This window comes from Streptomyces chartreusis (assembly GCF_008704715.1).
Classification (GTDB): domain Bacteria; phylum Actinomycetota; class Actinomycetes; order Streptomycetales; family Streptomycetaceae; genus Streptomyces; species Streptomyces chartreusis.
In genome coordinates, this window is record NZ_CP023689.1 from 5,356,195 (window position 1) to 5,376,454 (window position 20,260).

The following is a 20,260-nucleotide window of genomic DNA, read 5'->3' on the forward strand; positions in this document are numbered from 1 at the left end:
CCGGCAGATGCCGATCATGCCAAACGGGCGGCGGCCGTCCCAGTCTCGCAGGACAACCACCGCCCCCAACAGGCGGACACATCACCCCAGTTGTGGATCGACCACCCATTCGCCCCGGCGCATCACGCCCTTGAGGTCGAAGTCGGAGTCCAGAACGAGCAGGTCGGCGTCCTTGCCGGGCTCCAGCGAGCCGATGCGGTCGTAGCGGCCGAGCAGCTTGGCGGGGTTGGCGGACAGGGCCGTCACCGCGTCCTCGACGGGCAGTCGGTCGACGGTGACCGCCCGCTTCAAGGCGCGGTCCAGGGTGAGGGTCGAGCCCGCGATCGAGCCGCCCTCGACCAGCCGGGCCACCCCGTCGGCGACCTCGACCTCCAGCGGGCCGAGCATGTAGCGGCCGTCGCCGAAGCCGGCCGCGTCCATCGCGTCCGTGATGAACGCGACCCGGTCGGCGCCCGCGTGATGGAACGCCAGCTGCAGGGACGCCGGGTGCAGGTGCGTGCCGTCGTTGATCAGCTCGACCGTGATGCGCTCGTCCTCCAGCAGGGCCGCGATCGGGCCCGGCTCGCGGTGGCCGAGCGGCGGCATCGCGTTGAAGAGGTGCGTGGCGACCGTCGCGCCCGCCTCGATCGCCTCCACCGTCTGCTCGTAGCTGGCGTCGGTGTGCCCGATCGCCGCGATGACGCCGCGCTCGGCGAGGAGGCGTACGGAGTCGATGCCGCCCGGCAGTTCGGTGGCGAGGGTGACCATCGTCGCGTGGCCGCGGGCGGCGTCGACCAGCCTGCGCACGTCCGCCGGGTCGGGGTCGCGCAGCAGCTCCTCGGAGTGCGCGCCCTTGCGGCACGGGGAGATGAACGGTCCCTCGAAGTGGATGCCCGCGATGTCGCCCTGCTCGGCGAGCTCCGCCAGCAGGCCCGCGCGCCGGGCGAGGAAGTCCATGTCGCCGGTGACGGTGGAGGCGACGAGGGTGGTGGTGCCGTGCAGACGGTGGGTGTGGATGCCCTTCAGCACGTCCTCGGGGGTGCCCGAGGTGAAGGAGGCGCCGCCGCCGCCGTGGTTGTGGATGTCCACGAAGCCCGGCAGGAGCCAGTGGCCGGTCACGTCGATGTGGTGAGCGTTCTCCGGGGCCGCGCCGGCGATGCGCGTGCCGTCGATGACCACTTGGCCCTCTTTGAGGATTCCCGTCGGCATGACCACGTTGGCGCCGGACAGGACGAGGGGCGCCTTGTCGGTTGCGGGGTGCGGGCGTTCCGTGGCTTGTCGCGCAGTTCCCCGCGCCCCCAGGTCGGCTGCCATCAGGGAGTTACCTCCGTACGGTCGGTGTTGTCGAGGAGATCCCAGGCCAGCAGCCCGGCGCCGAGGCAGCCGGCCGTGTCGCCCAGGGCCGCGGGGACGATGGACGGCAGCTTCTGGAAAGTGACCCGCTGCCGGACCGCGTCCCGCAGTGGTGTGAACAAGGTTTCCCCCGCCTCGGCCAGGCCGCCACCGATGATCAGGGTGCGGGGGTCCAGCAGGGTGAGAGCGGTGACCAGGCCGTCGGCGAGGGCGTCCACGGCCTCCTGCCAGATCCGTACGGCGTTCGGGTCGCCGGACGCGACGGCCTTGGCGCAGTCCGCGGCGTCCGCCTCCGGGTCCCCGCAGGCGGCGGCCCACGCCTCGCTCACCGCCGCGGCGGACGCGAACCGCTCCAGGCAGCCGCGCTGGCCGCACGGGCAAGGGGCACCGCCCGGCCGTACGACGATGTGGCCGATCTCGCCCGCGAAGCCGTGGGCGCCCGCCTCCACCCGGCCGTCGATGCCGATGGCGCCGGCGATCCCGGTGCCGAGCGGCACGAACAGGAAGCGGTCGGCACCCCGGCCCGCGCCGATCCGGCCCTCGGCGAGACCGCCGGTGCGTACGTCGTGGCCGAGGGCGACGGGGACGCCGCCGAGCCGCTCGGACATGAGCCGGCGCAGGGGTACGTCCCGCCAGCCCAGGTTGGCCGCGTAGGCGGCGATGCCGTGCTCCTCGTCGACGATGCCGGGCACGGCGACGCCGACGGCGGCCGCGGGCTCGCCGAAGCGCTCCTCGCCGTGCGCGCGAAGCTCCGCGGCGAAGTCGAGGATGCCCTCGACCACCGCGTCCGGTCCGCGCTCGCGTCCGGTCGGACGGCGGGCCTGATGGAGCAGCTCACCGCCCGCGCCCGCGAGGGCGGCCTTCATCCCGGTGCCGCCCACATCGAGGGCGATGACATGTCTCACGGGGGACAGTGTGGCTTGCGCACCCGCGAGAGGTCTAGTCCACTTACGTGGTGTAGACCTTATGGGGGCAATATGTATGACGTTTCGAAAATTTCGAACATGGGCGTGGGGCGGTTTGGCGTGCAGGGGCGTAGTCGTGGTCGTAGGCGTACGGGAGCGATGGCGGCGGTGTCCGCGCTGGGTCTGACGGCGGCCCTGGGCGGCTGCGGGCTGACCGGCGGCTCGGACGACGTGACCCTGCGGCTGGTCGCCGCGGACTACGGCGACAGCGAGTCCAACGGCTCCCAGAAGTACTGGGACAAGCTCGTCACGGCCTACGAGGCCGAGCACCCCGGCGTCACGGTCGACGTCACCGTGTACTCCTGGAACGACGTCGACGCCAAGGTCAAGAAGATGGTCGACGCCGGGAAGGCGCCGGACATGGCCCAGATCGGCGCGTACGCCGACTACGCCGCGCAGGGCCTGCTCTACCGGGCCGACGACCTGCTCTCCATCCCCGTGCAGGCCGACTTCGTCGCCCAGTTCGCGGACGCGGGCCGGGTGCGGGACGTGCAGTACGGCATCCCGTTCGCCTCCTCCACGCGGCTGCTCTTCTACAACAAGACGCTCTTCGAGAAGGCCGGCATCTCCGCGCCGACCACCTGGAAGGAGCTGGCCGCCGACGCCGAGGCGCTCAAGGCACAGGGCGTGAAGACGCCGTACGCGCTGCCGCTCGGTGCCGAGGAGGCGCAGGCCGAGACGATGCAGTGGCTGCTCAGCGGCGGGGGCGGCTACACCGACAGCGACCTCGGCACGTACAGCATCGACTCCTCCGAGAACGTCGCCACCCTCGACTGGCTGAAGGACAACCTGGTCGGCAAGGACCTCACCGGCCCGGTCGCACCCGGCGAGCTCAACCGCGCCGACGCGTTCGCCGCCTTCGCGGCCGGTGACGTCGGCATGCTCAACGGCCACCCGTCCCTGATGCAGATGGCCAAGAAGAAGGGCGTGAAGTTCGGCATGGTGCCGATGCCCGGCATCGACGGCCCGAGCAAGGTCTCCATGGGCGTGGCGGACTGGATGATGGCCTTCAAGGAGAACGGCCACGCCGAGGAGGTGGGCGACTTCCTCGACTTCGTCTACGACAAGCAGAACGTCCTGGACTTCTCCCGCGAGTACGACCTGCTGCCGGTGACGAACTCCGCGTCCACGGTGATGACCGCGGCAAAGCAGGACGCCGACCTCAAGCCCTTCCTGGAGCGGCTCCCGCTCTCCGAGCTCTACCCGGTCGGCCGCACGTCCTGGGCCGAGGTCAGCGCGGACATCAAGAAGCGCATAGGCAGCACCGTCACCTCCGGCGGCAGCCCGTCGGCGATCCTGGGCGGCCTCCAGTCGACGGCGACGCGGGCCGAGAGCGCCGAGTAGCGGCCGTTGTCGGTGGCGGGGGTTACGGTGCGAGCCATGGACCAGCACCAGGACCCGCCCGAGGCCGCCCTCGCCGACCGCGAGCGGGCCATCCTCGCTCTGGAACGCCGGGGCTTTCCGGGCCCCGGCGTCAAGGAGCGCGCGATACGCGAGGAACTGGGCCTGGCCCCCGTGCGCTACTACCAGCTGCTGAACGCCCTGCTGGACGACCCCAGGGCCCTGGCCCACGACCCCGTCACGGTGAACCGGCTGCGGCGGGTCCGGGAGGCCCGGCGGGCGGAGCGCTGAGCGAGGGGTGCGCGGAGCCCTCGCTGGATAGGGTCCTTGTATGGCCAGTGACCAGGAAAAGGATCTGACCGACCCCGACCGGGCCGACTCCACGGCCCCTCTGCCCACCCCCGCGACCGCGAACGGACGCGACGGGCTCGCCGCACTCCTCGCGCGGCCCGCGCGGGCACTGATCGCCCTGGACTTCGACGGGACGCTCGCCCCGATCGTGCCGGACCCGGAGCAGGCGCGGGCCCACCCCGACGCCCTGCCGGCGCTCACGGCGCTCGCCCCGAAGGTCGCCGCCGTCGCCGTGATCACCGGCCGCCCGGCCGATGTCGCCGTGCGGTACGGCGGATTCGCCGGCGTCCCCGGCCTTGAGCACCTCGTCGTGCTCGGGCACTACGGCGCCGAGCGCTGGGACGCCGTCAGCGGCGAGGTCACCGCACCCGACCCGCACCCCGGCGTCGCGGCCGTGCGGGCCGAACTGCCCGGCATCCTCGAAGCGAACGGCGCCGCGACCGGCACCTGGACCGAGGACAAGGGACACGCCGTCGCCGTCCACACCCGCCGTGCCGCCGACCCGCAGGGCACCTTCGAGGCCCTGCGCAACCCCCTCGCCGACCTGGCGGTGCGCAACGGCCTGATCGTCGAACCCGGCCGCATGGTCCTGGAACTGCGCCCGCCCGGCATGGACAAGGGCGTCGCGCTGAGCGAGTACGTCCGCGAGCTCGGCGCCGAGTGCGTCCTGTACGCCGGCGACGACCTCGGCGACCTGCCCGCCTACGCCGCCGTCGACAAACTCCGCTCCGACGGCACCCCCGGCCTGCTGGTGTGCAGCGGCAGCGAGGAGGTCACCGAACTGTCGGAGCGGGCGGACGTCGTGGTGGACGGCCCGGCAGGGGTCGTACGGCTGCTGCGGGCGATCGCCGCCGCCGGCTGACCCCTGGCCCCGCCTCCGCTCAGGCGGACGGGCCGGGCTGCTCCTCCAGTGCGTGCAGCTGGTCCAGGAACCACTGGGCGGGCGGTAGCGCGGTCGCTGCGGCCGCCAGGCGCTTCGAGCGCTCCGCCCGCTCCTCCGGCCCCACGGACAGCGCCTCGTGCAGCGCCCGTGCCGTGCCGACCACGTCGTACGGGTTGACGGTGATCGCGTCCTCGCCGAGTTCCTCGTGGGCCCCGGCCTCCCGCGACAGCACCAGCGCGCACCCCTCGTCGGAGACGAGCGGCATCTCTTTCGCGACGAGGTTCATGCCGTCCCGGATGGGATTGACCAGCGCCACGTCCGCGAGCCGGTAGGCGGCGAGCGAGCGGGCGAAGTCGTCCTTGACGTGCAGCACGACCGGCGTCCAACCCGGCGTGCCGTACTGCGAGTTGAGCTCGTCCGCCAGCCGCTGCACCTCGGCCGTGTAGTCCCGGTACACCGCCAGGTCCTGCCGCGAGGGGTAGGCGAAGGCCACGTGCACCACCCGCTCGCGCCACTCGGGGTGGTCGTCGAGGAGCTGCCGGTAGGAGAGCAGGCCGCGGACGATGTTCTTGGACAGCTCGGTCCGGTCGACCCGCACGATCGTCCTGCGGGCGGTGCCGTCCGGGGCCGAGCCGATCTCGTCGCGGAGCGCGGTCATCCGCTCCGTCACGTCCGCCCGGTGCGAGCGTTCGCGCAGGAAGTCCGCGTCCGCGCCCAGCCCGTGCACGCCGATCCGCGTGCCTCCGAGCCCGTCGGCGAACCGGGCGCAGCACGCCTCGAAGGCGTCCGCCCACCGCCGGGTGAGGAACCCCAGCCGGTCCGCGCCCAGCATCCCGCGCAACACCTGCTCGGCGATGTCGTCGGGCAGCATCCGGAAGTACTCCGGCGGCGCCCACGGCGTGTGCGAGAAGTGGCCGATCCTGAGGTCGGGGCGCAGCTCACGCAGCATCCCCGGCACCAGCGTCAGGTGATAGTCCTGCACCACCACCGCCGCCCCCGGCGCCGCCCGCCCGGCCAGCGCCTCGGCGAAGGCGCGGTTGTACGCCTCGTAGGACGCCCACTGCCGGCGGAACTCCGCGTCGAAGACCGGCTCCAGCGGCGTCTGGTAGAGCATGTGATGGACGAACCACAGCACCGAGTTGGCGATGCCGTTGTACGCGTCCGCGTGCACGTCGGCCGGGATGTCCAGCATCAGCACGCCGTCCTCGCCGACCCCGCGCCGCACCGCCTCGCGGTCGCCGTCGGACAGCGCCGAGCACACCCACAGGGCGCCCGCGTCCGGCCCGATCGCCGACAGCCCGGAGACGACTCCGCCGCCGCCGCGCCTGGAGGTCAGCGAGCCGTCGTCGCCCACCTGGTACGAGACCGGGCCGCGGTTCGACGCGACGAGCACCTTGGCAGCACCGTGCGCACCCGGCGCATCCTGCGTGGAAGCCATAAGCCTCAACCTAGCCCTCCCAGGAAACGCTCAAACGTGCGGTTCCGCTCAGTGGGGGGCTCTTGTCAGCCCTGTATACGGCCGGTTTCCGGCGTTTACGCGACCTTCCGCGTCGCGTACTCGGCGATCTCCACCATCGGCGGCCGCTCCTCGGTGTCCACGGAGTACGTACGCGGCTCGAAACCGTCCTCGCCGCGCTCGAACTGGGTCAGGGACGGGCGCACCAGGTGCCCGCGGGCGAGCCGCAGCTGCGCCGTGCGGTAGATCGCGGCGGACATCCGGCCGAGCGCCTGCCCGTCCTGGTGCCGGTGCTTGCGCACCCCCACGTCCACCTGGGCCAGCGCGTCGAGCCCCACCAGGTGCAGCGCGTCGACCAGCATGCCCAGCTCGACGCCGTACCCGACGGGGAACGGGAGCTGTTCCAGCAGGCTGCGGCGGGCCGCGTACTCGCCGCCGAGCGGCTGCACGAAGCCGGCGAGCTGCGGCCAGTGCATGTTCAGCAGCGGGCGCGCCATCAGCTCGGTGACCCGGCCGCCCTGCCCGGCCGCACCGGCGAGCGGGCGGTCGTACATCGCCTTGACCAGGTCCACGCCGGGGTCGGTGAGCAGCGGGCCGACGATCCCGGAGACGAAGTCGGAGGAGAACTCCTTCAGGTCGGCGTCGATGAAGCAGACGATGTCGCCGCCGGTCACGAGCAGGGAGCGCCACAGGACCTCGCCCTTGCCGGGCACGGCCGGGACGCGCGGCAGGATCTCGTCGCGGTGCACCACGCGGGCGCCCGCCGCGGCGGCGACCTCGGAGGTGCGGTCGGTGGAGCCGGAGTCGACGACCACGATCTCGTCGACCAGCGGGACCTGCCGGACGAGGTCATGGGCGATGATCGCGACGATCTCGCCGACCGTCTCCTCCTCGTTGAGCGCGGGCAGCACGACGGACACCGACTGGCCCGAGCGCTGTTTGGCGGCCAGGATGTGATGCAGCGGGCGGTCGGCAACGGACCAGGAGCGGCTGCTCAGCCAGCGCTCTGCTTCTTCCAGCACGGTCGGCGGCTCCTCACTGTCGGGACGTCTGTGATCCATCTCGCGGTTCGGACGGCTAGCTCAACTGTCCTGGCGTTCGGTTACAGTCTTGAACAACGCGGATGACCATCGCATGTCCGAGGTCGGCCGTCGTCCACAACCGAATACCGCTCATCCAGAGGGGCAGAGGGATACGGCCCGATGAAGCCCCGGCAACCCTCCAGTCGGTTCTCGTAGATCAGTGTTGATCGTTCCGCGAGGCTCCCGGCTAGGGAAGGTGCCAAATCCGTCTCACGGCGAGATGCGTCGTGAGGAAGATGAGGAGAAAGGGCCTCGCCTCACATGGCTGCGCAGACTGTTGCAAGCACCACCGAATCCACCGTAGACCTCGGCCCCGCCGCGGCGCTCTCCTGCCGCGAGTGCGGTCACCGGGTACCGCTCGGCCCGGTCTTCGCGTGCGAGGAGTGTTTCGGCCCGCTGGAGATCGCCTACGACTTCTCGGCCTACGACGCCGAGGAGCTCCGCAAGCGGATCGAAGCGGGCCCCGCGAACATCTGGCGCTACGCGCCGCTCCTGCCCGTCCCGGCCAACGTCGCCGACAAGCCGAACCTCAACCCCGGCTGGACCAAGCTCGTCAAGGCCGACCACCTCGCGAACGAGCTCGGCGTCGACGCCGGCAAGCTGTTCGTCAAGGACGACTCCGGCAACCCGACGCACTCCTTCAAGGACCGTGTCGTCGCCCAGGCCCTGGAGGCCGCCCGCGCCTTCGGCTTCACCACGCTCTCCTGCTCCTCCACCGGCAACCTGGCCGGCGCGGTGGGTGCCGCGGCCGCCCGCGCCGGCTTCCGCTCGTGCGTGTTCATCCCGCACGACCTGGAGCAGGGCAAGGTCGTGATGGCCGCGATCTACGGCGGCGAGCTCGTCGGCATCGAGGGCAACTACGACGACGTGAACCGCTTCTGCTCCGAGCTGATCGGCGACCCGGCCGGCGAGGGCTGGGGTTTCGTCAACGTCAACCTGCGGCCCTACTACGCCGAGGGCTCCAAGACCCTGGCGTACGAGATCTGCGAGCAGCTCGGCTGGCAGCTCCCGGACCAGCTGGTCGTCCCGATCGCGTCCGGCTCGCAGCTCACGAAGATCGACAAGGGGCTCCAGGAGCTGATCAAGCTCGGGCTCGTCGAGGACAAGCCGTACAAGATCTTCGGTGCGCAGGCCGAGGGCTGCTCGCCGGTGTCGACCGCGTTCAAGGCCGGCCACGACGTGGTCCGCCCGCAGAAGCCGAACACCATCGCCAAGTCGCTGGCCATCGGCAACCCGGCCGACGGGCCGTACGTCCTCGACATCGCGCGCCGCACCGGCGGGTTCGTGGAGGATGTGACGGACGAGCAGGTCGTCGACGCGATCAAGATCCTCGCCCGGACCGAGGGCATCTTCGCGGAGACCGCCGGTGGGGTGACCGTGGGTGTGACGAAGAAGCTGATCGAGAACGGCGTCCTCGACCCCACCAGGACCACCGTCGTACTGAACACCGGCGACGGCCTCAAGACGCTGGACGCGGTGGCCGGCACCGGCCTCACCGCCACCATCCGCCCGAACCTGGACTCCTTCCGAGAGGCTGGCCTCGCATGAGCGTGACCGTTCGCATCCCGACCATCCTGCGCACCTACACCGGCGGGCAGGCCGAGGTCGCCGCCGAGGGCGGCACCCTCGCCGAGGTCATCACCGACCTGGAGAAGAACCACACCGGGATCGCCGCCCGGGTGCTCGACGACCAGGGCAAGCTGCGCCGGTTCGTCAATGTCTACGTCAACGACGACGACGTGCGTTTCGAGCAGGGCCTCGAGACGGCGACCCCGGACGGCGCGGGCGTTTCCATCATCCCGGCCGTCGCCGGCGGCTGACCGAATGACCGATCATTACCTTCGGTAACCCAGGTTACTGAGAGTTCACCGAATTGCCCCCTCCGTGAGAGAAGCGGAGGGGGCAATTCTGTGTGGTTGAGCGAGGTACAGTTGGGGAACGTGCCGCTGATCTCCGAGTCGGTTGCCTTGAATTTCTGCCGTAAGCCCGACAAGAAGTAGCCAAAGTGTGCGGGTTTTTTGCGGCTTTTGTTCCGTATGCCGGGTCCGACTTGACCTGAAGTCAGCGGAATTGTCCCCACATTCCCGACCGGTCGTGCCCGGATTTCTCGTCCGATTGACCTGTTGCAGACGGCAGTTGGGCAGATACATTCAGCCGCGGTCGACGCGTTCCGGCGCACGCCCCCGACCGATGGGGGGTGAGGTCTGACCCGGATCCGCGAAGTGTGGATCTGTGCAAGGGCCAGTAATAGGGGAGTTAGGCATGGCTCAGGGCACCGTCAAGTGGTTCAACGCGGAGAAGGGGTACGGCTTCATCGCGGTCGACGGTGGTGCGGATGTTTTCGTCCACTACAGCGCGATCCAGATGGACGGTTACCGCACCCTGGAAGAGGGCCAGCGGGTCGATTTCGAGATCTCGCAGGGTCAGAAGGGGCCGCAGGCGGACATGGTCCGACTGGCGACCGGCTGAAGCACGCGTCGACTAACAGCAGCGACGTACTTCTTCGAAGGGCCCGCACCTCCTCGGGGTGCGGGCCCTTCGTCGTGTTCGCGACCTGTCCGGGACCCGTTCGCGCCCTGTTCGCCCCCGGCGGAGCGCCTCGCCCGATCCCCGAGAGCCGCTTGCACTCGCATGGGTCGAGTGCTAATCATTGGCGTTAGCACTCTGAAGGTGAGAGTGACAAAGAAGGACCGGGTCGGTGAGGCCCGCAGGCCAGGTGGGGCAAGGAACCACGAGGCATGTGAGCCGTCCGTCGCGGGCGCGGGCGCGGTCCGAAGGAATCACCCCCAGTCCTGGAGGGACCACTTCACATGGCCAAGATCATCGCGTTCGACGAGGAGGCGCGGCGCGGCCTCGAGCGCGGCATGAACCAGCTCGCGGACGCCGTCAAGGTGACGCTCGGCCCCAAGGGTCGCAACGTCGTCCTCGAGAAGAAGTGGGGCGCCCCCACGATCACCAACGATGGTGTCTCCATCGCCAAGGAGATCGAGCTCGAGGACCCGTACGAGAAGATCGGCGCCGAGCTGGTCAAGGAAGTCGCCAAGAAGACGGACGACGTCGCCGGTGACGGTACGACCACCGCGACCGTTCTCGCCCAGGCCCTGGTCAAGGAGGGCCTGCGCAACGTAGCCGCCGGCGCCAACCCGATGGCCCTCAAGCGCGGTATCGAGCGTGCCGTCGAGGCCGTCTCCGCCGCCCTGCTCGAGCAGGCCAAGGATGTCGAGACCAAGGAGCAGATCGCTTCCACGGCCTCCATCTCCGCCGCCGACACCCAGATCGGCGAGCTCATCGCCGAGGCGATGGACAAGGTCGGCAAGGAAGGCGTCATCACCGTCGAGGAGTCCCAGACCTTCGGTCTGGAGCTGGAGCTCACCGAGGGTATGCGCTTCGACAAGGGCTACATCTCGGCGTACTTCGCCACCGACATGGAGCGGATGGAGGCGTCGCTCGACGACCCGTACATCCTGATCGCCAACTCCAAGATCGGCTCCGTCAAGGACCTGCTCCCGCTCCTGGAGAAGGTCATGCAGTCGGGCAAGCCGCTGCTGATCATCGCCGAGGACGTCGAGGGCGAGGCCCTGTCGACCCTGGTCGTCAACAAGATCCGCGGCACCTTCAAGTCCGTCGCCGTCAAGGCCCCGGGCTTCGGTGACCGTCGCAAGGCGATGCTGAACGACATCGCCATCCTCACCGGTGGCGAGGTCATCTCCGAGGAGGTCGGTCTCAAGCTCGAGAACACCTCCCTGGACCTCCTTGGCAAGGCCCGCAAGGTCGTCATCACCAAGGACGAGACCACCATCGTCGACGGTGCCGGCTCCTCGGACCAGGTCGCGGGTCGCGTCAACCAGATCCGCGCCGAGATCGAGAACAGCGACTCGGACTACGACCGCGAGAAGCTCCAGGAGCGCCTGGCGAAGCTCGCGGGCGGCGTGGCCGTCATCAAGGCCGGTGCCGCGACCGAGGTGGAGCTCAAGGAGCGCAAGCACCGCATCGAGGACGCCGTGCGCAACGCCAAGGCGGCCGTCGAGGAGGGCATCGTCGCCGGTGGTGGCGTGGCTCTGCTCCAGGCTTCCGCGGTCTTCGAGAAGCTGGAGCTCGACGGCGACGAGGCGACCGGTGCCAACGCCGTGAAGCTCGCGCTGGAGGCCCCGCTGAAGCAGATCGCCGTCAACGGTGGTCTCGAGGGTGGCGTCGTCGTGGAGAAGGTGCGCAACCTGGCCGTCGGCCACGGTCTGAACGCCGCCACGGGTGAGTACGTCGACATGATCGCCGAGGGCATCATCGACCCGGCGAAGGTGACGCGTTCCGCGCTGCAGAACGCCGCGTCGATCGCCGCGCTGTTCCTCACCACCGAGGCCGTCATCGCCGACAAGCCGGAGAAGGCCGCCGCGCCCGCCGGCGGCGGCATGCCGGGCGGTGACATGGACTTCTGATCGACCGCGGAGGCTCCGGTCTCCGGTTGATCAACGTCCTTCCCGAGGGCGGCACCTCTTGTTGCGACATTCGCGACAGGGGGTGCCGCCCTCGGTGCGTTGGCGGGTGCGGGTGGTTCGTGGTTGCTCGCGCAGTTCCCCGCGCCCCTAAAAGAAGGGCGTCCGCCGCGCGCCCTCCAGGGGCGCGGGGAACTGCGCGACCAGCCCCCACGCACCCGCAGTCGCTCGCAAACCGATTGTGCTCCCCGGGAATGCGGAGTCTCACACTCATCGTTGCTTAATGAGGTGCAACAATGCGTGTGCACATACTGACCGGTATAGACAGACCCCTCTTCCCAGGAGCCCCCACGTGACCGTCACTCAGCCCGCTGCCTCTCGTGCGGCGCAGATTCTGGCTCGGCCGACTGCGATCAACGGCCTCACCGTTCCCAACCGCATCGTGATGGCGCCGATGACGCGGATGTTCTCGCCGGGTGGTGTGCCGGGGGCGGACGTGGAGTCGTACTACTCGCGGCGGGCCGCCGCCGGTGTGGGGCTGATCGTGACCGAGGGGACGTACGTCGGGCACGAGTCCGCCGGGCAGAGCGACCGGGTGCCGCGGTTCCACGGTGAGGAGCAGCTCGCCGGCTGGGCGAAGGTCGCCGACGCGGTGCACGCCGCGGGCGGCACCATCGTGCCGCAGCTGTGGCACATCGGCATGGTGCGCGAGCAGGGCCAGCCGCCGTACGCCGAGGCGCCCGCGGTGGGTCCGTCCGGGCTGCGGATCGGGGCCGAGGAGGTCACCGGCAGGGCGATGACGCGGCGTGACCTGGACGACGTGATCGGCGCCTTCGCCGAGGCCGCCGCGGACGCCGAGCGCATCGGCTTCGACGGCGTGGAGATCCACGGCGCCCACGGCTACCTCGTCGACCAGTTCCTGTGGGAGGGCACCAACCGCCGCACGGACGCCTACGGCGGTGACCCCGTCGCCCGTGCGGCCTTCGGCGCGGAGATCGTGGCCGCCGTACGCGAGCGCGTCTCCCCGGACTTCCCCGTCATCTTCCGCTACTCGCAGTGGAAGCAGGAGGCCTACGACGCCCGTCTCGCCGAGACCCCCGAGGAGCTGGAGGCCATTCTGGCCCCGCTCGCCGCGGCCGGCGTCGACGCCTTCCACGCCTCCACCCGCCGCTACTGGATCCCGGAGTTCGACGGCTCCGACCTCAACCTCGCGGGCTGGACCAAGAAGCTGACCGGCAAGCCCGCCATCACCGTCGGCTCGGTCGGCCTGGACGGCGAGTTCCTGGGCGCCTTCGCCGGCCAGGGCTCCGGGCTCAAGGGCATCGACGACCTCCTGGACCGTCTGGAGTCCGAGGAGTTCGACTTCGTCGCCGTCGGCCGCGCGCTGCTCCAGGACCCCGAGTGGGCGGCGAAGGTGCTGGACGGCCGCTTCGGCGAGCTGGCGCCGTACGACGCGGCGTCGCTGAAGACCCTGAGCTGAGCCCCGACTCGCGGCTAACGTCGGAGAGATGAGGATCCTTCATCTCTCCGACACCCATGTGGAGAAGTCCGACGCCCCCAACAAGTACGGCGTCAACGCCACCGACTCGCTCCGGCTGATGCTCGCCGAACTGAGGCACCTGCGGGCCGTCGACGCGATCGTCGTCACGGGGGACATCGCGGACGACGGCGCCGTGGAGGCGTATACGGCGGTACGCGAACTGGTGGGCGAGTTCGCGCGCCCGCTCGCCGCACCGGTCTTCTACACGACCGGCAATCACGACGAACGCGTGGCCTTCGGCAAGGTGCTCGGCAGCGGCCATGCGGAGCCGGAGCTGGTGCTCGACTCCGAGGCCGGTGAGCGGGCGGCCGTGACCACGGTCGGGGGCGTGCGGTTCGTGACCCTGGACTCGCTGGTGCCGGGCAAGGTGCACGGCCATCTGGGCGCGGACCAACTCGACTGGCTGAAGCGTGTGTTGAGCACCCCGGCCGAGCGGGGCACCGTGCTCGCCCTCCACCACCCGCCGATCGCCCTCGACATCTCGGCGACCCAGCCGGTCTTCGGCCTGCGCGACCCCGGCGACCTCGCCGAGGTGATCCGGGGCAGCGACGTACGCCTCGTCCTGGCCGGGCACTACCACCTCCAGCTCTTCGGCTTCCTGGCCGCCGTGCCCGTCTGGGTCACCCCCGGCGTCGTCAGCCGCGTCGACCTGACGACGGCACCCGGCACGGAACGCGTGGTGCGCGGCGCGTCGGCGTCCCTCCTTGAGCTGGACGGCCCGGACGGCCCCCTGTTCCACACCTTCCATGCCCGCGACCCCCGGGCGCACGAGACGGTGTACGAGCTGGACGAGGGCCAGGTGCGGGCGCTCATCGAGCGGGAGGGCTGAGCCGGCCCGGGTCCCGCCTCCGGCCCTGGATGCGCCCCGCATCCGTTCGGGCAGGGGGCGTGACCTGCGTCGCTTGAGTAAGTCAATCAACTGACTTAAGGTTGCCCAGGTCAATCAGTCAGTTCGATCAGGCACCCTTCCTGCTCGTACGCCCACGGAGGCCCCGCCATGTCCCACGCCCCTGCTCCTCCCGCCGAGGCGGGGGCCGGCGCCCCGCCCCGGTCGAACGCCGTGGTGGCGGTGCTGGCCTTCGCCGGAATCGTCGTCTCGCTGATGCAGACGCTGGTCATCCCGATCGTCCCGGAGCTGCCGAAGCTGCTGGACGCCCCGGCCTCCGACACCGCCTGGGCGGTCACGGCGACGCTGCTCGCCGCCGCCGTCGCGACACCCGTGATGGGCCGTCTCGGCGACATGTACGGCAAGCGGCGGATGCTGCTGGTCAGCGTCGTCATGCTGATCGGCGGCTCGGTGGTCTGCGGCCTGAGCGACGCCCTGGTCCCGATGATCGTCGGACGGGTGCTCCAGGGTCTGGCCTCCGGTGTGATCCCGCTCGGCATCAGCATCATGCGCGACGAGCTTCCCGCCGAGCGCCTCGGCTCGGCCACCGCCCTGATGAGCGCCTCCCTCGGCATCGGCGGCGCCCTCGGCCTGCCCGCCGCCGCGCTCATCGCCGACAACTTCGACTGGCACGTCCTGTTCTGGACGTCGGCCGGTCTGGGTGTCGTGGCCCTCGGGTGCGTGCTGCTGTTCGTGCCCGAGTCGAAGGTGCGCACCGGCGGGCGCTTCGACCTGGTCGGCGGCATAGGTATGGCCGTCGGGCTCGTGTGTCTGCTGCTCGGCATCTCCAAGGGTGCCGACTGGGGCTGGACCAGCGGCACGACGCTCGGTCTGTTCGTGGCGGCCGTGCTGATCCTGCTCGCCTGGGGCTGGTGGGAGCTGCGCATCGAGCAGCCGCTGGTCGACCTCCGTACGACGGCCCGCCGGCAGGTGCTGGTCACCAACCTGGCCTCGATCGCGGTGGGCTTCGCGATGTTCGCGATGAGCCTCGTCCTGCCGCAGCTCCTCCAGCTCCCCGCCCAGACCGGCTACGGCCTCGGCAAGTCGATGCTGGTCGCGGGCCTGTGCCTGGCGCCGTCCGGCCTGGTCATGATGGCCACGGCCCCGGTGTCGGCGGCCATCTCCCGGGCCAAGGGCCCCAAGGTCACACTGATGATCGGTGTCCTGATCGTGGCCGCGGGCTACAGCCTCAACATCGTCCTGATGTCCCAGGTCTGGCACTTCATCCTGGTCGCCTGCGTCATCGGCGCGGGCATCGGCTTCGCCTACGGCTCCATGCCCGCCCTGATCATGGGCGCGGTGCCCGCGTCGGAGACGGCCGCCGCGAACAGCCTCAACACGCTGATGCGCTCCCTCGGCACGTCCACCGCGAGCGCCGTCGCGGGTGTGATCCTCGCCCAGATGACGACGGACTTCGGCGGCTACGCCCTCCCGTCCGAGAACGCCTTCAAGGTGGTCCTCGCGGTGGGCGCCGGCGCGGCACTGCTGGCCTTCGTCGTGGCGTCCTTCATCCCGCGCCAGGGGTCGGCCGCCGCCGGGGCGCCCGTGGCACAGCCGGCGTCGGAGCCGGCGCGAGCGACGGCGAAGTAGCCGCTACAGATTGCCCAGCGGCTCGATGTCGACCTTCACCGGAGTGCCCCACACCCGCAGCACCTCGTAGTCGGTGAACTCGTGCACGAGCCGGTAGGCCATCGCGGGACGCGGGCCGCGACGCTGGGCGGCGATGTACAGCTCGGCCTCCCGGCGGTCGCGGCGCGGCGTCCCGCACAGCTGCCACTCCTGCCCGTTCCACAGCTCCGGCAGCCAGCGCTGCTGGGGCTGCGGGCGGTCACCGCGGACGCCGTAGCGGGACGGCACCGGGTGCTCGGGCGCCTGCGGGGCCGCCGGGCCCGAGCCGCCGTACTCGGAGCGGCGGGCCGATCTGCGCCGGGTCTCGCACAGCAGGCACAGGTCCGGCGCCGCGGGGTCCACCGGGCCGCCCGGGTGCTCCGGACACCGGGTCGTCCGGGCGGCCGTCGAGACGCTCTCGTCGAGCAGATCGATGGCGCGGCGCAGATCCGCCTTGACCTCGTGCAGCCGGGCGTCCGGCGTGTCGGCGGTCAGGGCCTCGCCGTGCTCGCCGAGCAGGCGGAGGGCTCGGCCCAGTGCCGTCAGTTGGGCGTGGTTCATACGACCCAGTGTGCAGCCCCACGCCCGTACACCGTCCGTCAGCCCATGCTCTTCGCGCCGTCCAGGGACTCCCGGATGATGTCGGCGTGGCCGGCGTGCTGCGCCGTCTCGGCGATGATGTGCAGCAGCACCCTGCGGGCCGACCAGCGCGCGCCGGGCTCGAACCACGGGGCCTCCGGCAGCGGGTGGGAGACGTTCAGGTCGGGCAGGTCCGCGACCAGCTTGTCGGTCACGGCGGCCACTTCCTCGTACGCCGCCAGGACGCCCTCCAGCGTCTCGCCGGGCAGCATCCGGAAGTCGTCGGCCCGCTTCGCGAAGTCCGCCTCGGTCATGTTCTTGAAGTCGCCCATGGCCGCCGGGCCCCGCTGGATGAATTCCGCCCAGTTCCGCTCCGTCGACGTGACGTGCTTGATCAGGCCGCCGACACACAGCTCACTGGCCGTGCTCCGCTGCCCCGCCTGATAGTCGGTGAGGTCCCGGGTGGTGAACCGCAGGAAGTGCCGGTGCTTGGCCAGCGTCTCCAGGAGGTCGGAGCGCTCGTCGGTGACGGTGTTGTTCGAGGTCTCGTTCATGACCCCTACGGTAGGAACCGTTTAGGTCAGATCCTGACCGCATTGACGAAGGCGGCCCAAACGGATGCGGGAAATATGAGGGCTGGGCCGTGGGGGGTCTTGGAGTCGCGGACGGGGACGACGGTGGGGAAGTCGTGGGTGACTTCGAGGCAGTTGTCACCCCCGCCGCCGCTGTAGCTCGACTTGTGCCATGTGGCGGCGCTCAGGTCGTGGTCAGGGATGCTCGTCATGGGAGTAATCCTGGGCCAACGCATCGATCAAGGCCAGGGACTTCTCGGGCGAGAGTGCTGCGGCCGCGAGGAGTTCGTAGGTGAACTTCATGTGGGCGACGGTGGCCGGGTCGTCCTCCAGTCGTCCGGTGCCGACCCCTTCGAGGTAGGCCAGTGGAGGGGCGTCCTCGAACTCCATCAGCTTCAGGGGCCCCTTCATCGCGGCGTGCGCACCAGCGCTGAACTGCAGCACCTGCACGATGACCCGGTTCCGGCGAGCCAGGGCCGCGATGTGGCGCAGGGCTTCGGCCATGACGGAACGGCCGCCGGTCACCCGGCGCAACGCCGCCTCGTCGAGCACGGCCCACAACAAGGGCTTTGTTGGGTGATCGAGCAGCCGGGTCCGCGCCATCCGACCCTCCACCCACTCCTCGATGATCTCCTCCGGCGCGATGGGGTCGTACGCCCGGTTCACGGCCCGTGCGTACGCGGGCGTCTGGAGCAGTCCGGGGATCAGCAGCGGTGCGTACTCCCGGATGGCCGTTGCCTCGGTCTCGGCTTCCGCGGCCTCCGCGAAGTGCTCCGGATACTTCGACTTCGACGCGGCCCTGAAGTTCCGCTGGAAGAAGTCCCCCGTACCCAGTGCTTCGTCCAACAAGCGGGCCTGTTCTGGCTGGATCCGCCGCGTGCCTGCCTCCAGTTGCCCGACGAACGAGCCGCTGGCGAACAGCAGTTGGCCCAGCTTCTCCTGGCTGAGGCCCGCCTTCTCGCGGGCGTGCCGCAGCTCCGCGCCCAGCAGCGCGCGCGGCGATGAGGATGGATCCAGGTCCTTGGGTCCCGGCACGGCAACTCCCGGTCGTACAGCAGAGATTGTTGGGGCGCCCCCTCTGGCCAGGTTAGAGGCGAGATCGCCACGCTGTGTTGTGAACGGTGAACTCTGCGTGGAGAGGTGGATGAGGCGTGCGGTCGACCGAAGAAGTCGTGGCGTTGCTGCGGGAGGCCCTCGGGGGCGTGGGAGTCGTGTTGCCGTCCCTGTGCGTGGACCCGGTGACCGGCGCCGGTGAGGAGCCGTTCGCCCTGGTGCAGTTGGGGCGGTGCAATGTGCGCACGGCGGAGCGGCTCGTGGCGGTGTTGCGCGGGGAGCCGTTGGAGCCGGCGCCGGCGAAGGAGGAACTGCTGGAACGGGTCCGGCGGGTCAACCGGGCCGGGAGGTTACCGCGTTAGGCGGTCGTACTGGTCCTGGCCGAGGTGTACGGCGGCCGCTCCGAGGTTCTCCTCCAGGTGCGCGATGCTCGACGTGCCGGGGATCGGGACGATCACCGGTGAGTGGGCGAGGAGCCAGGCGATGGCGACCTGGGTCGGGGTGGCGTCGAGTTCCTTCGCGATCGTGGCGATCTGCTCCGACTGCGCACCGGAGGCGCCGGCCGCCACCGGCCGCCACGGCAGGAAGGCGATACCGGCTTCCTCGCACACCTTGAGGACGGGCTCGTGCTCGCGGTCGAGGAGGTTGTACCGGTTCTGGACGCTCGCGATGTCCACGACGGCGCGGGCGGCGGCGAGTTCGCCCTCGTCGACCTCGGAGAGACCGATCCGGGCGATCTTGCCCTCGTCGCGCAGGTCGCGGAGGGCGCCGAGCTGGTCGGCCAGGGGGACGCCGGGGTCGAGGCGGTGGAGCTGGAGCAGGTCGATCCGGTCCAGGCGGAGGCGGCGCAGGGCCTCGTCGACCTGTTCGCGCAGTTCGTCGGGGGCGCCGGCGTACCGCCAGCCCTGGTCGGTGGTGGTCTGACGGAACCCGACCTTCGTGGCGATGGCGAGGTCGTCCGGGTAGGGGTGCAGGGCCTCGGCGAGGAGATCCTCGTTGGCGCCCCAGCCGTACATGTGGGCCGTGTCGATCAGCGTGACGCCGAGTTCCACGGCCCGCCGGGCGACCGCGACGGCGGCGGCCCGGTCCTGCGCGGGCTCCGGCCGCAGATGCATCGCCCCGAACCCGAGCCGTCGTACTTCCAGATCGCCGCCGATGAGGAACGTCTCCGATGCCGTCATGTGGCCACGCTAGCAGCGGAGTTGGTCATTCCCCCGCCGATTTCAGAGCCGCTCGCAGATGGCCGTCGGAGTCGGTCAGGAGCTGGGTCGCGGTGGGTCCGTCCGTGTCGGCGAGGAGGATCAGGATGGCCGTCTTCACCTCGCCGCCCGCCTCCGTCAGGGCCCGTTCGATGTCGGGGTCGGTCGCGCCGGTGGCGAGGGCGACGATACGGCGGGAGCGGGCGCGGAGCTTTTCGTTGGAGGCGCGGACGTCGACCATGAGGTTCCCGTAGGTCTTGCCGAGCCGGATCATCGTGATCGTCGACAGCATGTTGAGCACGAGCTTCTGGGCGGTGCCGGCCTTCAGCCGGGTCGAGCCGGTGAGCAGCTCCGGGCCCACGACGACCTCGATGCCGTGCTCGGCGGCCGCGGCGAGGGCGCTGCCCGGGTTGCAGGACAGGCCGATGGTCAACGCACCCTGGCGGCGGGCGTGTTCGACGGCGCCGACGGCGTACGGGGTGCGGCCGGAGGCCGAGATGCCGACCACCGTGTCGTCGGGGGTGAGTACCAGGGCGTCGAGGTCGGTGCGGGCCAGGTCCTTGGAGTCCTCGGCGCCCTCGATCGAGGTGACCATCGCCTCCGGGCCGCCCGCGATGAGGCCGACGACCTCGGTGGGGTCGGTGTTGAAGGTGGGCGGGCACTCGGAGGCGTCGAGGACCCCGAGGCGGCCGGCGGTGCCGGCACCGGCGTAGACGAGCCGCCCGCCGCGTGCCATGCGCTCGGCGACGGCGTCGATGGCGGCGGCGATCTCGGGCAGCCGCGAGGCGACGGCGGCCGGCACGGAGGCGTCCTCGCCGTTCATGAGCCGGGCGATGTCGAGAGTGGGGAGCTGGTCGATCTCGGCGAGCTCGGGCCGGAACGCCTCCGTGGTCAGGGTGTCCAACTCGGCACGGAGGTTGCGGGGGGTGGGTGCGGAGGTCATGGGACAGACGGCTCTTTTCGACTTCGGTGCGGTGACCCGC

At 70.6% G+C, this 20,260-nt stretch carries 21 protein-coding genes and 1 riboswitch; of the genes, 11 read left to right on the forward strand and 10 right to left on the reverse strand.

Annotated elements, in window-relative coordinates:
* Nucleotides 1-81: 81 nt before the first annotated feature.
* Nucleotides 82-1,293, reverse strand: a complete 1,212-nt coding sequence (nagA, locus tag CP983_RS23510; RefSeq protein ID WP_125524032.1) for an N-acetylglucosamine-6-phosphate deacetylase — start codon at nucleotides 1,291-1,293, stop codon at nucleotides 82-84.
* Nucleotides 1,293-2,237, reverse strand: a complete 945-nt coding sequence (locus CP983_RS23515) for an ROK family protein (RefSeq protein ID WP_150501593.1) — start codon at nucleotides 2,235-2,237, stop codon at nucleotides 1,293-1,295. Before CP983_RS23515 ends, nagA begins: the two co-directional genes overlap by 1 nt.
* A gap of 159 nt (nucleotides 2,238-2,396) precedes the next feature.
* Between CP983_RS23515 and CP983_RS23520 the strand changes: the two genes are divergently transcribed.
* From CP983_RS23520 to otsB, 3 genes are read left to right on the forward strand one after another with little or no spacing between them, the layout of a single operon-like run.
* Nucleotides 2,397-3,641, forward strand: coding sequence for an ABC transporter substrate-binding protein (locus CP983_RS23520; RefSeq protein ID WP_229914792.1), 1,245 nt, complete (start codon nucleotides 2,397-2,399; stop codon nucleotides 3,639-3,641).
* Nucleotides 3,642-3,677: 36 nt separating this feature from the next.
* Nucleotides 3,678-3,929: a DUF3263 domain-containing protein gene (locus tag CP983_RS23525; RefSeq protein WP_107906080.1), complete on the forward strand. Its 252-nt coding sequence runs from the start codon at nucleotides 3,678-3,680 to the stop codon at nucleotides 3,927-3,929.
* Between the two features lie 40 nt (nucleotides 3,930-3,969).
* Nucleotides 3,970-4,851, forward strand: coding sequence for a trehalose-phosphatase (gene otsB, locus CP983_RS23530; protein ID WP_150501595.1), 882 nt, complete (start codon nucleotides 3,970-3,972; stop codon nucleotides 4,849-4,851).
* A 19-nt stretch (nucleotides 4,852-4,870) separates the two neighbouring features.
* Here otsB and CP983_RS23535 read toward each other — a convergent pair whose 3' ends face one another.
* On the reverse strand, nucleotides 4,871-6,310 hold the full coding sequence (locus CP983_RS23535; protein ID WP_150501597.1) for an alpha,alpha-trehalose-phosphate synthase (UDP-forming): 1,440 nt from the start codon (nucleotides 6,308-6,310) through the stop codon (nucleotides 4,871-4,873).
* A 95-nt stretch (nucleotides 6,311-6,405) separates the two neighbouring features.
* Complete coding sequence (locus CP983_RS23540) at nucleotides 6,406-7,350, reverse strand: glucosyl-3-phosphoglycerate synthase (RefSeq protein WP_107906285.1); 945 nt, start codon at nucleotides 7,348-7,350, stop codon at nucleotides 6,406-6,408.
* A 147-nt stretch (nucleotides 7,351-7,497) separates the two neighbouring features.
* Nucleotides 7,498-7,653: riboswitch (SAM riboswitch) on the forward strand.
* A gap of 18 nt (nucleotides 7,654-7,671) precedes the next feature.
* Here CP983_RS23540 and thrC point away from each other — a divergent pair.
* From thrC to CP983_RS23575, 7 genes are all read left to right on the forward strand, one after another.
* Nucleotides 7,672-8,958, forward strand: a complete 1,287-nt coding sequence (gene thrC / locus CP983_RS23545) for a threonine synthase (RefSeq protein WP_150501599.1) — start codon at nucleotides 7,672-7,674, stop codon at nucleotides 8,956-8,958.
* Nucleotides 8,955-9,230, forward strand: a complete 276-nt coding sequence (locus CP983_RS23550) for a MoaD/ThiS family protein (protein WP_107906076.1) — start codon at nucleotides 8,955-8,957, stop codon at nucleotides 9,228-9,230. Before thrC ends, CP983_RS23550 begins: the two co-directional genes overlap by 4 nt.
* Before the next feature lie 442 nt (nucleotides 9,231-9,672).
* Nucleotides 9,673-9,879 (forward strand): cold-shock protein, encoded by a 207-nt coding sequence (locus tag CP983_RS23555; RefSeq protein WP_007493268.1) that lies wholly within the window; start codon nucleotides 9,673-9,675, stop codon nucleotides 9,877-9,879.
* Between the two features lie 341 nt (nucleotides 9,880-10,220).
* Nucleotides 10,221-11,843: a chaperonin GroEL gene (gene groL / locus CP983_RS23560; RefSeq protein WP_107906075.1), complete on the forward strand. Its 1,623-nt coding sequence runs from the start codon at nucleotides 10,221-10,223 to the stop codon at nucleotides 11,841-11,843.
* Nucleotides 11,844-12,192: 349 nt separating this feature from the next.
* Nucleotides 12,193-13,320, forward strand: coding sequence for an NADH:flavin oxidoreductase (locus CP983_RS23565; RefSeq protein ID WP_107906074.1), 1,128 nt, complete (start codon nucleotides 12,193-12,195; stop codon nucleotides 13,318-13,320).
* 28 nt (nucleotides 13,321-13,348) lie between these two features.
* On the forward strand, nucleotides 13,349-14,209 hold the full coding sequence (locus CP983_RS23570) for a metallophosphoesterase family protein (RefSeq protein ID WP_150501601.1): 861 nt from the start codon (nucleotides 13,349-13,351) through the stop codon (nucleotides 14,207-14,209).
* A gap of 168 nt (nucleotides 14,210-14,377) precedes the next feature.
* Nucleotides 14,378-15,856, forward strand: coding sequence for an MFS transporter (locus CP983_RS23575; RefSeq protein WP_125524024.1), 1,479 nt, complete (start codon nucleotides 14,378-14,380; stop codon nucleotides 15,854-15,856).
* Nucleotides 15,857-15,859: 3 nt separating this feature from the next.
* Here the strand turns inward: CP983_RS23575 and CP983_RS23580 are convergent, their stop codons facing one another.
* From CP983_RS23580 to CP983_RS23595, 4 genes are read right to left on the reverse strand one after another with little or no spacing between them, the layout of a single operon-like run.
* On the reverse strand, nucleotides 15,860-16,435 hold the full coding sequence (locus CP983_RS23580; protein ID WP_150501603.1) for a hypothetical protein: 576 nt from the start codon (nucleotides 16,433-16,435) through the stop codon (nucleotides 15,860-15,862).
* Between the two features lie 38 nt (nucleotides 16,436-16,473).
* Complete coding sequence (locus CP983_RS23585) at nucleotides 16,474-17,007, reverse strand: DinB family protein (RefSeq protein WP_150501605.1); 534 nt, start codon at nucleotides 17,005-17,007, stop codon at nucleotides 16,474-16,476.
* 26 nt (nucleotides 17,008-17,033) lie between these two features.
* Nucleotides 17,034-17,237 carry a DUF397 domain-containing protein gene (locus tag CP983_RS23590; protein WP_150501607.1) on the reverse strand — a complete coding sequence of 68 codons (204 nt, stop codon included), beginning with the start codon at nucleotides 17,235-17,237 and terminating at the stop codon, nucleotides 17,034-17,036.
* On the reverse strand, nucleotides 17,221-18,060 hold the full coding sequence (locus CP983_RS23595) for a helix-turn-helix domain-containing protein (protein ID WP_150501609.1): 840 nt from the start codon (nucleotides 18,058-18,060) through the stop codon (nucleotides 17,221-17,223). The genes CP983_RS23590 and CP983_RS23595 overlap by 17 nt, the downstream gene beginning before the upstream one ends.
* Nucleotides 18,061-18,176: 116 nt before the next feature.
* On the opposite strand from CP983_RS23595, the gene CP983_RS23600 reads away from it, so the two are divergent.
* Nucleotides 18,177-18,440 carry a hypothetical protein gene (locus CP983_RS23600; RefSeq protein ID WP_107906067.1) on the forward strand — a complete coding sequence of 88 codons (264 nt, stop codon included), beginning with the start codon at nucleotides 18,177-18,179 and terminating at the stop codon, nucleotides 18,438-18,440.
* Here CP983_RS23600 and CP983_RS23605 read toward each other — a convergent pair.
* Both CP983_RS23605 and murQ read right to left on the reverse strand, forming a co-directional pair.
* A complete protein-coding gene (locus CP983_RS23605) occupies nucleotides 18,429-19,259 on the reverse strand; it encodes an aldo/keto reductase (RefSeq protein ID WP_150501611.1) in 831 nt (276 codons plus the stop codon). The genes CP983_RS23600 and CP983_RS23605 overlap by 12 nt on opposite strands.
* Before the next feature lie 25 nt (nucleotides 19,260-19,284).
* Complete coding sequence (gene murQ / locus CP983_RS23610) at nucleotides 19,285-20,220, reverse strand: N-acetylmuramic acid 6-phosphate etherase (RefSeq protein WP_150501613.1); 936 nt, start codon at nucleotides 20,218-20,220, stop codon at nucleotides 19,285-19,287.
* Between the last annotated feature and the right edge of the window lie 40 nt (nucleotides 20,221-20,260).

What these genes read in the sequence shown, in the direction of transcription:
- groL (WP_107906075.1), top strand. Translation starts at nt 10,221, where the DNA reads ATGGCCAAGATCATCGCGTTCGACGAGGAGGCGCGGCGCGGCCTCGAG.
- CP983_RS23520 (WP_229914792.1), top strand. Translation starts at nt 2,397, where the DNA reads ATGGCGGCGGTGTCCGCGCTGGGTCTGACGGCGGCCCTGGGCGGCTGC.
- CP983_RS23555 (WP_007493268.1), top strand. Translation starts at nt 9,673, where the DNA reads ATGGCTCAGGGCACCGTCAAGTGGTTCAACGCGGAGAAGGGGTACGGC.
- murQ (WP_150501613.1), bottom strand. Translation starts at nt 20,220, where the DNA reads ATGACCTCCGCACCCACCCCCCGCAACCTCCGTGCCGAGTTGGACACC.
- CP983_RS23525 (WP_107906080.1), top strand. Translation starts at nt 3,678, where the DNA reads ATGGACCAGCACCAGGACCCGCCCGAGGCCGCCCTCGCCGACCGCGAG.
- CP983_RS23590 (WP_150501607.1), bottom strand. Translation starts at nt 17,237, where the DNA reads ATGACGAGCATCCCTGACCACGACCTGAGCGCCGCCACATGGCACAAG.
- CP983_RS23585 (WP_150501605.1), bottom strand. Translation starts at nt 17,007, where the DNA reads ATGAACGAGACCTCGAACAACACCGTCACCGACGAGCGCTCCGACCTC.
- CP983_RS23550 (WP_107906076.1), top strand. Translation starts at nt 8,955, where the DNA reads ATGAGCGTGACCGTTCGCATCCCGACCATCCTGCGCACCTACACCGGC.
- CP983_RS23575 (WP_125524024.1), top strand. Translation starts at nt 14,378, where the DNA reads ATGTCCCACGCCCCTGCTCCTCCCGCCGAGGCGGGGGCCGGCGCCCCG.
- otsB (WP_150501595.1), top strand. Translation starts at nt 3,970, where the DNA reads ATGGCCAGTGACCAGGAAAAGGATCTGACCGACCCCGACCGGGCCGAC.
- thrC (WP_150501599.1), top strand. Translation starts at nt 7,672, where the DNA reads ATGGCTGCGCAGACTGTTGCAAGCACCACCGAATCCACCGTAGACCTC.
- CP983_RS23535 (WP_150501597.1), bottom strand. Translation starts at nt 6,310, where the DNA reads ATGGCTTCCACGCAGGATGCGCCGGGTGCGCACGGTGCTGCCAAGGTG.
- nagA (WP_125524032.1), bottom strand. Translation starts at nt 1,293, where the DNA reads ATGGCAGCCGACCTGGGGGCGCGGGGAACTGCGCGACAAGCCACGGAA.
- CP983_RS23580 (WP_150501603.1), bottom strand. Translation starts at nt 16,435, where the DNA reads ATGAACCACGCCCAACTGACGGCACTGGGCCGAGCCCTCCGCCTGCTC.
- CP983_RS23570 (WP_150501601.1), top strand. Translation starts at nt 13,349, where the DNA reads ATGAGGATCCTTCATCTCTCCGACACCCATGTGGAGAAGTCCGACGCC.
- CP983_RS23605 (WP_150501611.1), bottom strand. Translation starts at nt 19,259, where the DNA reads ATGACGGCATCGGAGACGTTCCTCATCGGCGGCGATCTGGAAGTACGA.